The organism is Microbacterium sp., assembly GCF_017305435.1.
Classification (GTDB): Bacteria; Actinomycetota; Actinomycetes; order Actinomycetales; family Microbacteriaceae; genus Microbacterium.
This window is the reverse complement of the sequence record NZ_JAFKIP010000003.1, coordinates 154572-166698: the sequence shown is the minus strand read 5'-3', so window position 1 is coordinate 166698 and position 12127 is coordinate 154572. Positions and strand designations below refer to the sequence as shown.

Annotated in this window: 10 protein-coding genes; 5 read left to right on the top strand and 5 right to left on the bottom strand. The window is 69.6% G+C overall.

Features of this window, described 5'->3' with window-relative positions:
* Nucleotides 1–48 precede the first annotated feature (48 nt).
* The 4 genes from J0I43_RS04180 to J0I43_RS04165 are packed head-to-tail and all read right to left on the bottom strand — an operon-like array spanning nt 49 to nt 5039.
* Nucleotides 49–1461 (bottom strand): rhamnulokinase family protein, encoded by a 1413-nt coding sequence (locus tag J0I43_RS04180; RefSeq protein WP_292859504.1) that lies wholly within the window; start codon nt 1459–1461, stop codon nt 49–51.
* Nucleotides 1458–3506, bottom strand: coding sequence for a bifunctional aldolase/short-chain dehydrogenase (locus J0I43_RS04175; RefSeq protein ID WP_292859501.1), 2049 nt, complete (start codon nt 3504–3506; stop codon nt 1458–1460). The genes J0I43_RS04180 and J0I43_RS04175 overlap by 4 nt, the downstream gene beginning before the upstream one ends.
* 1 nt (nt 3507) lies before the next feature.
* A complete protein-coding gene (rhaI, locus tag J0I43_RS04170) occupies nt 3508–4680 on the bottom strand; it encodes an L-rhamnose isomerase (RefSeq protein ID WP_292859498.1) in 1173 nt (390 codons plus the stop codon).
* On the bottom strand, nt 4677–5039 hold the full coding sequence (locus J0I43_RS04165; protein ID WP_292859495.1) for an L-rhamnose mutarotase: 363 nt from the start codon (nt 5037–5039) through the stop codon (nt 4677–4679). The genes rhaI and J0I43_RS04165 overlap by 4 nt, the downstream gene beginning before the upstream one ends.
* 133 nt (nt 5040–5172) lie before the next feature.
* Between J0I43_RS04165 and J0I43_RS04160 the strand changes: the two genes are divergently transcribed.
* Nucleotides 5173–6195 (top strand): LacI family DNA-binding transcriptional regulator, encoded by a 1023-nt coding sequence (locus J0I43_RS04160; protein ID WP_292859492.1) that lies wholly within the window; start codon nt 5173–5175, stop codon nt 6193–6195.
* A 21-nt stretch (nt 6196–6216) separates the two neighbouring features.
* Here the strand turns inward: J0I43_RS04160 and J0I43_RS04155 are convergent, their stop codons facing one another.
* Nucleotides 6217–7227 (bottom strand): LacI family DNA-binding transcriptional regulator, encoded by a 1011-nt coding sequence (locus J0I43_RS04155; RefSeq protein WP_292859489.1) that lies wholly within the window; start codon nt 7225–7227, stop codon nt 6217–6219.
* A 164-nt stretch (nt 7228–7391) separates the two neighbouring features.
* On the opposite strand from J0I43_RS04155, the gene J0I43_RS04150 reads away from it, so the two are divergent.
* The 4 genes from J0I43_RS04150 to rhaS all read left to right on the top strand — a co-directional run bounded on the left by J0I43_RS04150 (nt 7392) and on the right by rhaS (nt 12100).
* Nucleotides 7392–8906, top strand: coding sequence for a sugar ABC transporter ATP-binding protein (locus J0I43_RS04150; protein ID WP_292859486.1), 1515 nt, complete (start codon nt 7392–7394; stop codon nt 8904–8906).
* Nucleotides 8903–9934 carry an ABC transporter permease gene (locus J0I43_RS04145; protein WP_292859482.1) on the top strand — a complete coding sequence of 344 codons (1032 nt, stop codon included), beginning with the start codon at nt 8903–8905 and terminating at the stop codon, nt 9932–9934. The genes J0I43_RS04150 and J0I43_RS04145 overlap by 4 nt, the downstream gene beginning before the upstream one ends.
* Entirely contained in the window at nt 9931–10989 is a 1059-nt protein-coding gene (locus J0I43_RS04140) for an ABC transporter permease (RefSeq protein WP_292859479.1), read from the top strand. Before J0I43_RS04145 ends, J0I43_RS04140 begins: the two co-directional genes overlap by 4 nt.
* A 61-nt stretch (nt 10990–11050) precedes the next feature.
* A complete protein-coding gene (rhaS, locus tag J0I43_RS04135; protein ID WP_292859476.1) occupies nt 11051–12100 on the top strand; it encodes a rhamnose ABC transporter substrate-binding protein in 1050 nt (349 codons plus the stop codon).
* Nucleotides 12101–12127 lie beyond the last annotated feature (27 nt).

Here is a 12127-nt window from a genome sequence, read left to right as displayed (position 1 = left end):
TATGCCTGCTCGTGGACGGGGCCCCCTCAGGAGGTTTCCGCGCCGGCGTCAGCGCGGATCGAAGCGCGTCGGTGCGTGCGTGCGACCGACGAGATCGCGCAGTGCCTCGAGGGACCCGGTGACGAGACCCGCCGCGCGCGCCTGCACGAGGACGTTCCCGAGCGCCGTCGCCTCGACCGGCCCCGCGAGGACGGGCAGCCCCGACCGGTCGGCCGTGCGCTGGCAGAGGAGGGTGTTGAGCGCGCCGCCGCCGACGATGTGGATCGCGCGCACGTCGACTCCTCCGAGACGCGCGGCCGTCGCCACGGCGTCGGCGAACGCCTGGGCGAGCGATTCCACGATCGCGCGCGTGTAGCCCGCGCGCGTCGCGGGTGCGGCGACGCCGTGCTCGGCGCACCACGCGTCGATGCGGGCGGGCATGTCGCCCGGGGGCAGGAACCGCGGGTCGTCGACATCGAAGACGGGGACGGTGGATGCCGGGACCTCCGCCGCGGCATCCAGCAGCGTCGGCAGGTCCTGCGCGTGGCCGCCCTGCTCCCAGCCGCGCACCGTCTCGCTGAGGATCCACAGCCCCATGACGTTGTGCAGCAGCCGAACCCGGCGGTCGACCCCGCCCTCGTTCGTGAAGTTCGCGGCGAGGGCGGCCGGGGTGAGGACGGGCCGCTCGACCTCGACCCCGACGAGACCCCACGTACCGCACGAGATGTAGGCCGCGGCCTCCGGCTGCATGGGCACCGCGACGACCGCCGACGCGGTGTCGTGCGAGCCGACCGCGATGACATCGGCCTGGCCGCCGAGCGCGGCGGCAACGTCGGCGCGCAGCGGGGCGAGACGTTCGCCGGGCGTGATCAGGGGCGCGAACAGGCCGCGCGGGATGCCGAGGCGCGCGATGAGCGCGTCGTCCCACGTGTGATCCAGCCAGCGCAGGAGCCCCGTGGTCGACGCGTTCGTGACCTCGGCGCGGGCGGCGCCGGTGAGCCAGTACCCGATGAGATCGGGGACGAGAAGTGCCCTGTCGGCGAAGCCGAGGACATCGGCCGGTTCGCCGGCGAGCTGGTACAGGGTGTTGAACGGCAGGAACTGCAGTCCGTTCCGCTCGAACAGCTCGGCGTGCGGCATCCGCTCGTGCACCGCCGCGACGCCGCGCGCCGTGCGCTCGTCGCGGTAGTGGAACGGCTCGCCGAGGAGGCGCCCGCCCCGGAAGAGGCCGTAGTCGACCGCCCATGAGTCGACCCCGATGCCGGCGAGGTCCGGCGCCTGCCGGAACGCCTCGCGCAGCCCGCGCAGGGTCGCGCCGTAGAGCCCCAGGATGTCCCAGTGCAGGCCGTCGCCGGCGCGCACCGGGTCGTTCGCGAAGCGCGCGACCGTCGTCGTCTCGACCCGATCCGGCCCGACATGCCCGACGATGACCCGCCCGCTCGTCGCGCCCAAGTCGACCGCCGCGACCGCACCCGCCGTCATCGCAGGAACGCCGCCGCGACGCCCGAGTCGACGGGGATGTGCAGGCCCGTCGTGCGCGTGAGCTCGGGGCCGGTGAGGACGTACACGGCATCGGCCACGTTCTCGGGCACGACCTCGCGCTTGAGGATCGTGCGGTTCGCGTAGAACTGGCCGAGGTCCTCCTCCGCGACGCCGTAGGTCGCGGCGCGGTTCGCGCCCCAGCCCGACGCGAAGATGCCCGAGCCGCGCACGACGCCATCGGGGTTGATCCCGTTGACGCGCACGCCGTACTCGCCGAGTTCGACCGCGAGGAGCCGCACCTGGTGCGCCTGATCGGCCTTCGTCGCCGAATAGGCGATGTTGTTGGGCCCGGCGAACACCGAGTTCTTCGACGAGATGTAGATGATGTCGCCGCCGAGCCGCTGCGCGATGAGCACGGATGCCGCGGCCTTCGACACGAGGAACGAGCCCTTCGCCATGACGTCGTGCTGCAGGTCCCAGTCCTTCTCGGTGGTCTCGAGCAGGGGCTTCGACAGCGAGAGGCCCGCGTTGTTGACGATGAGGTCGACGCCACCGAACGCGAGGACGGCGGCGTCGATCGCGGCCTGTACGGCGCCCTGATCCGCGACGTTCGCCGCGACGCCGATCGCGACATCGCTGTTCCCGAGCTCAGCCGCGGCGGCCTGCGCCTTCTCGAGGTCGAGGTCGGCGACCACGACGCACGCACCCTCGGCGGCGAGGCGGGTCGCGATCGCCTTGCCGATGCCCGATGCCGCGCCGGTGACGAACGCGATGCGACCCTGGTGGGTCTTGGGCCTCGGCATCCGCTGCAGCTTCGCCTCCTCGAGCGCCCAGTACTCGATGCGGAACTTCTCCGCGTCGCTGATCGGGGTGTAGGTCGAGAGCGACTCGGCGCCGCGCATGACATTGATCGCGTTGACGTAGAACTCGCCCGCGACCCGGGCGGTCTGCTTGTTCGCGCCATAGCTGAACATGCCGACGCCCGGAACCAGCACGATGAGCGGGTCGGCGCCGCGGATCGCGGGGGACGAGGCATCCGCGTGCGCGTCGTAGTACGCCTGGTAGTCCGCGCGATACTCGGCGTGCAGCTTCTGCAGGCGCGTGATCTGCTCATCGAGCGGGGCGGATGCCGGCAGGTCGAGGATGAGCGGCTTGACCTTCGTGCGCAGGAAGTGGTCGGGGCAGCTCGTCCCGAGGGCGGCGAGCTCCGGCGCGCGCTCGGATGCCAGGAAGTCGAGCACGATGTCGGAGTCGGTGTAGTGCCCCACCATCGGCTTGTCGGTCGAGGCCATGCCGCGGATCGTCGGCGCGAGCGCCGCGGCGCGGGCACGCCGCTCCGCCGCGGGCAGCGCTTCGTACTCGGGACGGACACCGCCGAACGGGTCGGCCGCGCCGTGCTCGGCGATGTACGCGGCGGCGGTGTCGATGATCCAGAGACTGTTCGCCTCGGCATCCTCGCTCGTGTCGCCCCACGCGGTGATGCCGTGGCCGCCGAGGATGCAGCCGATCGCGACGGGGTTCTGCGCCTTGATCTCCGCGATGTCGAGGCCCAGCTGGAAGCCCGGACGACGCCACGGCACCCAGACGACCTTGTCGCCGAAGATCTTCCGCGTGAGCTCCGGCCCGTCGGCGGCGGTCGCGATCGCGATTCCCGAATCGGGGTGCAGGTGATCGACGTGCGCGGCATCCACGAGGCCGTGCATCGCGGTGTCGATCGACGGGGCCGCCCCGCCCTTGCCGTGCAGGCAGTAGTCGAAGGCGGCGACCATCTCGTCTTCGCGATCGATACCCGGGTAGACGTTCACGAGGGCGCGCATCCGGTCGAGCCGCAGCACGGCGAGGCCTTCGGGCTTCAGCGTGCCGAGGTCGCCGCCCGAGCCCTTGACCCACAGCAGCTCGACGGGCTCACCCGTGACGGGGTCGATCTCGGTGCCCTTGGCCGACGTGTTGCCGCCGGCGTAGTTCGTGTTCTTCGGGTCGGCGCCCAGGCGGTTGCTGCGCGCGATCAGCGCGGCGGCGGTGGGATTCACGGTGGGATTCGTCATCTCAGGCACCCCATCCCGCCTGCACGCCACCGACGCGCTCCTCGGCGATCCTCTGCTGGTAGCCGGATGCCAGGTATGCCGCCATCGGGTCTTCGGCCAGGCCCCGCGAGGCCCGCCACGCGGCGAGCTGGGGGCGCACGTCGGTCTGGAAGGCATCCATCAGGATCGCGTTCGCGGCGAGCACGTCGTTCTCCTGCTGCGCTGCGGCGAGGGCGTCGCGGTCGATGAGGAGGGCGCGCGCGGTCATCTCCTGGACGTTGAGCACGGAGCGGATCTGGCCCGGGATCTTGTCCTCGATGTTGTGGCACTGGTCGAGCATGAAGGCGACGTCGGGGTTGTTCAGGCCGCCGCCGCGGATCACCTCGGCGAGGATGCGGAACAGCTGGAACGGGTCGGCGGCGCCGACGATCAGGTCGTCGTCGGCATAGAAGCGACTGTTGAAGTCGAACGAGCCGAGCTTGCCGAGGCGCAGCAGCTGCATCACGATGAACTCGATGTTGGTGCCGGGGGCGTGGTGCCCCGTGTCGAGGCACACCATCGCCTTGTCGCCGAGGGCGGCGACCTGCACGTAGCTCGTCCCCCAGTCCGGGACGTCGGTGTGATAGAAAGCCGGCTCGAAGAACTTGTACTCCAGCACGAGGCGCTGGTCATCGCCCAGGCGTGCGTAGATCTGCTGCAGCGAGTCCTGCAGGCGGTCCTGACGCGCGCGCATGTCGTTCTGGCCGGGGTAATTGGAGCCCTCGGCGAGCCAGATCTTGAGGTCGCGCGAGCCCGTGGCATCCATGATGTCGATGCACTCGAGGTGGTGATCGATCGCCTTCTGACGGATGCACTCGTTCTGGTGGGTGAGCGCGCCGAACTTGTAGTCCTCGTCCTGGAACGTGTTCGAGTTGACCGTGCCGAGCGTCACGCCGAGATCCTCGGCGTGACGGCGGAGCGCCGCGTAGCCATCGACCTTGTCCCACGGGATGTGCAGGGCGACGGCGGGCGCGAGCCGGGTGAAGGCGTGGACCTGCGCGGCATCCGCGATCTTCTCGAACGGGTCGCGCGGTGTGCCCGGCGTCGGGAACACGCGGAAGCGAGTGCCCGAGTTGCCGAACGCCCAGCTGGGGAGCTCGATCGCCTGGGCTTCGAGGGCGGAGAGGTGCTCGGCAGTCAGAGTGCGAGTGCTCATGAGGGGGTGCTTTCTGTGAGCTGGTCGTGCAGGTTGAAGACTTCGACGAGGGCGGTGGCGGCCTGATCGGCTCGGCCTCCCTCGTTCGCGGGAGGCAGGTCGGTGAAGAACTCGGCCATGGATGCCTCCCAACGGGTGGCCACGTCGGAGGACGCGAGGTACGCGCGGGACGCCTCGTCGTCGTCGGTCTCGTACGAGCCGAACAGGGTGGCGTTCTCGCGGTCGAGGAAGATCGAGTAGTTGCGGCGGCCGGATGCGGCGATCTCGGCGAGCATCTCGGGCCAGACGGGGCTGTGCCGCGCGATGTACGCGTCGATCATGTCGGGGCGCACCGTCAGGCGGAAGGCGACGCGGGTCATGTCACTCCTTCGTGAGTGTCGCGATGTCTGTGTGTGAAACGATCCAGACGCGGATCTCGACGACCCGTTATGAATCGTTTCAAACGATAGTGTGGACGAAACGATCCGTCAAGCGCGACGAGGAGGTGCCCCGATGGCCGTCAGCGTGAAGGATGTGGCCGCCGCGGCATCCGTCTCCGTCGGGACGGTGTCCAACGTCCTCAACCGGCCGGACAAGGTGGCGCCCGACACCGTGGCGCGCGTGCAGGCGGCGATCGACCGACTGGGCTTCGTCCGCAACGACGCGGCCCGCCAGCTGCGCGCGGGGCGGAGCCGGTCGATCGGTCTCGTCGTGCTCGATTCGGCGAACCCGTTCTTCGCGGAGGTGGCCCGCGGGGCCGAGGAGAGGGCGGCCGCCGACGGTCTGTCGGTGCTCCTGGGCAACAGCGACCAGTCGCCCGAGCGCGAAGCCGCGTACCTCGACCTCTTCCGCGAACAGCGGGTGAACGGCGTCCTCGTCACGCCGAGCGGGCTCGATCCCGCCGCCGTACGTCGCCTGACCGACGCCGGAGTGCCCGTCGTCCTCGTCGATGCCGCGTTCGCGGGCGGCGAGGTCGCGTCCGTCGCCGTCGACGACGTCGAGGGCGGTCACCTCGCCGCGCAGCACCTGCTGGCGCAGGGGCGGCGCCGACTTGCGTTCGTGGGCGGGCCCCGCGGCATCCGTCAGGTCGCCGATCGCCTCGCCGGAGCGCGTCGTGCGCTCGAGGCCGTGCCGGATGCCACGCTCGAGGTGATCGAGCAGGGCGCGCTCACCGTCCTGCACGGGCGTCGCGCCGGCGAGGACATCGCCCGGCGCCGCGCCGAGGATCGCCCGGACGCCGTCTTCTGCGCGAACGATCTGCTGGCGGTCGGGGTCCTGCAGGGGGCATCCATTCTGGGGGAGATCCGCGTTCCGGAGGACCTCGCCCTCATCGGCTACGACGACATCGACTTCGCGCAGTCGACGGTCGTGCCGCTGTCGTCGATCCGGCAGCCCGCGCGCGAGATCGGCGCGTCCGCCGTCGAGCTGCTGCTCGAGACGATGGCGGATGCCGCGGCGGCGCCCGCCTCGCCGCGCTCGCCCCGCCAGGTGCGCTTCCGCCCGGAACTGGTGGTGCGGGCTTCGAGCGGCGGCTGACCGCCGCGCTGGTCCGGGGTGTCAGCCCGTCGCCGTCGAGCGCCGGACGACGGGCTCGGGCTGGAACACCGTCTGGCGCGGGATGAGCTCGCCGTCGTCGCACTCCTCGAGGAGGATCCGCAGCGCCGTCCGTCCGATCATGCCGCTCGGCTGACGGATGGAGGAGATCGGCACGGCTGCGGCCGCGGCGAAGGAGATGTCGTCGAAGCCGATCAGCGCGATCTCGTGCGGCACGAGCATGCGCCCGTCGACGACGAGCGATTGCAGCAGCCCCAGCGCGACCAGGTCGTTCGCGGCGAACATGGCGTCGGGCCACTCGCGGCGCGGTCGCGCGAGCACCCGCCGGCCGACCGCGACGCCCTCCTCGACCGTCATCGCAGCGGTCGAGAGCACTTCCAGTTCGACGCGCTCCAGCGCGTTGTCGATCGCGACGCGCGCACCGGCGATGCGATCGGTGACCTGGCGCATCTCCATCGGTCCGCCGACGAACGCGATGCGCCGCCGCCCCGTCTCGATGAGATGCTCGATCGCCATCCGGCCACCGGCGACCGAGTCGACCGAGACCGAGGAGAATCGGCTCGCGCCACCGAACCGGTCGACGAGCACGGCTCGGATGCCGCGGGAGCGCAGCCGCTCGAGCCGCGGCAGGATGTCGCCGTAGGGCGAGATGAGCACGCCGCGCACCTGCTGCTCTTCGAAGAGATCGAGGTACATGCGTTCGCGGGTCGTGTCCTCGTCGGTGTTGCCGTAGAGGATCGCGATGCCGTGCCGGGATGCCTCGTCCTCCGCGCCGCGCACGACATCGTTGAAGAACGGATTCTGGCCGTTCAGCACGACGAACCCCACGGTCGTCGAGACGCCCCCGCGGAGCTTGCGTGCCGCATCGTTGCGCACGTAGCCGAGGTGATCGATGGCTTTGAGCACCCGGTCGGCGGACTCGGCGGACACCGTCTCCGGCCGGTTGAGCACGTTCGACACCGTGCCGACGGAGACGCCCGCGGCATCCGCGACGTCTTTGATGCTCACCGCCATGTGGGCCCCTCCTCTCCTCCGACCCGCCCTTGGGTCTCGATCCCTGCTGCGACGCGCCGTTTCCGATCCGTGACTTGACCGCGTGCTGTGCGATGCCTACAGTATCCATGAATCGAACCTGAATCGATTCATTCTTCATTCAGAACCTCAACGAGGAGGAAACCGTGCCGACACCCGACGCACCCGTCGTCCTCGAGCTCTCGAAGGTCGTCAAGTCGTTCGGCGCCGTCGTCGCCCTCCGCTCCGGCAGCCTGCGGCTTCAGGCGGGCTCGATCCATGCGCTCATCGGCGAGAACGGCGCCGGCAAGTCGACGCTCGTGAAGATCGTCGCGGGCCTCTACCGACGCGACGGCGGCGACTTCCGGCTGGAAGGCGAGGAGGTCGACTTCACCTCCACGGCCCAGTCGAAGGCCGCCGGCATCGCGGTGATCTACCAGGAGCCGACGCTCTTCCCCGACCTGTCGGTGACGGAGAACATCTTCATGGGCCGCCAGCTGGTCGGCCGGTTCGGCCGCATCGACCGCAAGGCGATGCGCCACGAGGTCGAGCGCCTGTTCACCCGGCTCGGCGTGCAGATCGACCCCGACCGCCCGGCCGAGGGACTCTCGATCGCCGATCAGCAGGTCATCGAGATCGCCAAGGCCGTGTCGCTGGACGCCAAGGTCCTCATCATGGACGAGCCGACGGCGGCCCTCTCGGGCGTCGAGGTCGAGCGCCTGTTCACGATCGCGCGGAGCCTGCGCGACGAGGGCCGCGGGCTCATCTTCATCTCACACCGCTTCGACGAGGTCTTCGCCCTCTGCGACACCGTCACCGTCATGCGCGACGGCTCGTACATCGCGACGACCCCGATCGCCGACACGACGCCCGCCGAACTCGTGCGCCAGATGGTCGGCCGCGATGTCACGGATCTCTTCCCGAAGCAGGATGCCACGATCGGCGATCCCCTCCTCGAGGTCGAGGGACTCACGAGCCCCGGGGTGTTCCACGACATCAGCTTCACCGTTCGCTCCGGCGAGATCGTCGGGCTCGCCGGCCTCGTCGGCGCCGGCCGCAGCGAGGTCGCGCGCGCCGTCTTCGGCGTCGACGACTACCGCGAGGGCACCGTCACGATGAAGGGCCGGGCGGTGCGCCGCGGCCGCCCGACGGAGGCGATGCGCGCAGGGCTCGCACTCGTCCCCGAGGATCGTCGCAAACAGGGCCTCGTCACCGACTCGGGAGTCGCCCGGAACATCACGATGGCGATCCGCCGCCAGCTCGCCCACTTCGGCCTCATCACGAACGGCATGGAGAACCGCGCCGCCCGTGAATGGGCGAGCCGGCTCGAGGTCAAGTCCCATGCGCTCGACACCGTCGCCGCGACGCTCTCCGGCGGCAACCAGCAGAAGGTCGTCCTCGCGAAGTGGCTCGCCACGAAGCCCGACGTCCTCATCATCGATGAGCCCACCCGCGGCATCGACGTCGGCACGAAGTCGGAGGTCCACCGGTTCCTCTCCGAGCTCGCCGGCCAAGGCATGGGCATCCTCATGATCTCCTCCGAGCTCCCCGAAGTGCTCGGTATGGCCGACCGTGTCCTCGTCATGCGCGAGGGCCGGATCACCGCCGAGATCGACCGCGCGGACGCCACCAGCGAGAACGTCATGTTCGCCGCGACGCACGCATCGGAGCATCACGCATGACTTTCACATCCACGACCCGCATCCCCGTCTCGGGCCTCACGAAGCGCATCGGCACGCTCGGCAAGGCGCGTGAGGTCGGCATCCTCATCGCGCTGTTCCTCGTGGTGATCGCGGCGACGGCGAAGAACCCGTCATTCCTCTTCTCGCCCGACGGATGGCGCGACCTGCTGCTGACGCCGTCGATCCTCGTGCTCGTCGCGATCGGCCAGGCGATCGTCATCATCACCCGCAACGTCGACCTCTCGGTCGGCTCGGTGATGGGTCTGTCCGCTTACCTCACCGGGCGCCTGTTCATCGACGCCCCGAGCCTGCCGATCCCCGTCGTCGTCGTGCTCGCCGTCCTGTTCGGAGCGCTGCTCGGCCTCATCAACGGTGCGCTCGTCGCGTTCGCCCGCGTCCCCGCGATGGTGATCACACTCGGCACGCTGTATGCCTACCGCGGCATCAACGTCATGTGGGCGGGGTCGACGCGTGTCAACGCCTCCGACATCCCGAGGGAATTCCTGGCCGTCGGCACAGGACAGATTCTGTGGATCCCGATCCTCGCGATCGTCGCGTTCGTCATCCTCGCCGCCGCCGCCTGGTACATGCGCAACACGCGCGGCGGGCGGGAGTACTACGCGATCGGCTCCGACCCGGCGGCCGCCGAACTGTACGGCCTGAAGGTCACGCGCCGCGTGCTCAGCGCCTTCATCCTCTCCGGCGCCCTCGCCGGCCTCGCGGGCGTCTTCTACGTCGCGCGCTACGGCACCGTGAGTTCGCAGGCCGGTGCCGGCTGGGAGCTGGATGCCGTCGGCGCGGCCGTCATCGGCGGCGTCGCCATCACCGGTGGCGTCGGCACCGTCTGGGGCGCCGCGATCGGCGCGATGCTCCTCATGACGATCAACCGCGCTCTGCCGATCCTCGGCATCCCCGATTTCTGGCAGCGCGCCGTCGTCGGTGTGCTCATCATCGGCGCCATCGTGCTCGACCGTGCTCTCGCGGTGCGGCAGAAACGGCGCCTCATCGAAGCGAGGGACCAGTCATGACCGCCGCGACGACAGCGACGACCTCCACCAACCGGGTCTCGCGCGACTTCGAGAAGCCGCTCTGGCGGCGCGTGCTGATCACCCGCGAGAGCGCGATCGTGGCGCTCCTGGTGGTCGTGACGATCTACGCCATCGTTGCGGTGCGCGGGTTCGGTCAGCCGATCACGCTGAACTACCTGCTTCTGGATGTCGCTCCGATCCTTCTCATCGCCCTGCCGATGACGCTCATCATGATCACGGGCGAGATCGATCTGTCCGTCGGCAGCATGGTGGGGCTCGCGAGCGTCATCACGGGTGCCGGAGTACAGGCCGGACTGCCGTTCGAAGTGGCTGCCGTGCTCGCGCTCGCCGTCGGTCTCATCGGGGGAGCGTTCAACGGCTTCCTCGTGACGGTCGTCGGTCTTCCCTCCCTCGCCGTCACGATCGGAACGCTCGCACTCTTCCGCGGCATCGCGGTGGGTGTGCTCGGAACGACCGCCGTCACCGACTTCCCGCCGGCCTGGACGGCCCTCGCGAAGGCGAAGATCAGCGGCACGACGATCCCGTACATCATGGTGCCGTTCCTGATCCTGCTCGTGATCTTCATCATCGTTCTGCACTTCACACCGTTCGGTCGCGGCATCTACGCCATCGGCCTGTCGAAGGATGCCGCGCGGTTCTCCGGCATCCACGTCGAGCGCACGAAGTTCCTGCTGTTCGCCGCCGCCGGGCTCGTCTCCGCCTTCGCGGGCATCTACTTCACGCTCCGGTTCGGCAGCGCCCGTGGGGATAACGCGACCGGCCTCGAGCTGCAGGTGATCGCAGCGGTGGTCCTCGGCGGCGTGTCCGTGTTCGGCGGTCGCGGTCAGCTCTACGGCGTGGTCGCCGCCGTGCTCCTCATCGGAGTACTCTCCAGCGCTCTGCGTCTCGCGAACGTGACCTCCGACGTCATCAACGTCATCACCGGCGTCCTGCTCGTCGTCTCGGTCGTCGGCGCGAGCGTCCTCGCCTGGCTCCAGAAGATCCGGCGGCGTCCGCGCCGTCTCACCCCCGTCGCAGCGACCACAGCATCATGACGCAGCTGCGCTCCCGACCGGCGGCACCCGCCGCGGTCGTCCACACGAAAGGAAAGAAACAATGACGTTTGCACGCAAGCGTGTGGCCGCTGTGGCCGCCGTCGCGGTCGCCGCGGCGCTCGCCCTCTCGGGTTGTGCCGACACGGGCACCACCGGCGGCGGCGGTTCGACCGGCGACGCCGGCTCGGGCGGCAGCGACAACCTCGCGATCACCTTCCTGCCCAAGAGCCTCGGCAACCCGTACTTCGACACGTCGAGCAAGGGTGGCAAGGCCGCGGTCGAGGAGCTCGCCGGCACGTTCGCCGAGGTCGGCCCCGCCGAGTCCACGCCCGACGCCCAGGTGAGCTACATCAACACCGCGACCCAGCAGGGCGTCGGCGCCCTCGTCGTGTCGGCGAATGACCCGAAGGCCATCTGCGACGCGCTCGACGAGGCCCGCTCCGCGGGCGTCAAGGTCGTCACGTTCGACTCCGACACGAACCCCGAATGCCGCGACCTGTTCGTCAACCAGGCGACTTCCGACGGCATCGCGAAGGTCCAGGTCGACCTCATCGCGAAGCAGATCGGCGACGCCGGCGAGATCGCGATCGTCTCCTCGACGGCCAACGCGACGAACCAGAACGCGTGGATCGACAAGATGAAGGCGCTCCTGGCCGCGGACCACCCGAACATCCAGCTGGTCGACGTCGTCTATGGGGACGACGACGAGCAGATCTCGTTCGACAAGACCGCGGCCGTGCTGCAGTCGCACCCGAACCTGAAGGGCATCATCTCGCCCACGACGATCGGCATCTCGGCCGCAGCCCGCTACCTCTCGACGTCGGACTACAAGGGCAAGGTCGCGCTGACCGGCCTCGGAACCCCGAACCAGATGCGCGAGTACGTCAAGGACGGCACCGTCACCGCGTTCGCGCTGTGGAACCCGGAAGACCTCGGCTACCTCGCGGCGTATGCCTCGGCGGCGCTCATCAAGGGAGAGATCACGGGCAAGGAGGGCGACACGTTCGAGGCCGGCAAGCTGGGCTCGTTCACGGTCGGCGCCGACGCCACGGTGCTCCTCGGCGACCCGTACGTGTTCGACAAGGACAACATCGACGACTTCGACTTCTGAGTCGAGATCGGAAGAAGCGCCCCGGTT

Bases quoted from the DNA above. Each gene is read 5' to 3' on its own strand.
- J0I43_RS04180 (WP_292859504.1), bottom strand. From the start codon at position 1,461: ATGACGGCGGGTGCGGTCGCGGCGGTCGACTTGGGCGCGACGAGCGGG.
- J0I43_RS04175 (WP_292859501.1), bottom strand. From the start codon at position 3,506: ATGACGAATCCCACCGTGAATCCCACCGCCGCCGCGCTGATCGCGCGC.
- rhaI (WP_292859498.1), bottom strand. From the start codon at position 4,680: ATGAGCACTCGCACTCTGACTGCCGAGCACCTCTCCGCCCTCGAAGCC.
- J0I43_RS04165 (WP_292859495.1), bottom strand. From the start codon at position 5,039: ATGACCCGCGTCGCCTTCCGCCTGACGGTGCGCCCCGACATGATCGAC.
- J0I43_RS04160 (WP_292859492.1), top strand. From the start codon at position 5,173: ATGGCCGTCAGCGTGAAGGATGTGGCCGCCGCGGCATCCGTCTCCGTC.
- J0I43_RS04155 (WP_292859489.1), bottom strand. From the start codon at position 7,227: ATGGCGGTGAGCATCAAAGACGTCGCGGATGCCGCGGGCGTCTCCGTC.
- J0I43_RS04145 (WP_292859482.1), top strand. From the start codon at position 8,903: ATGACTTTCACATCCACGACCCGCATCCCCGTCTCGGGCCTCACGAAG.
- J0I43_RS04140 (WP_292859479.1), top strand. From the start codon at position 9,931: ATGACCGCCGCGACGACAGCGACGACCTCCACCAACCGGGTCTCGCGC.
- rhaS (WP_292859476.1), top strand. From the start codon at position 11,051: ATGACGTTTGCACGCAAGCGTGTGGCCGCTGTGGCCGCCGTCGCGGTC.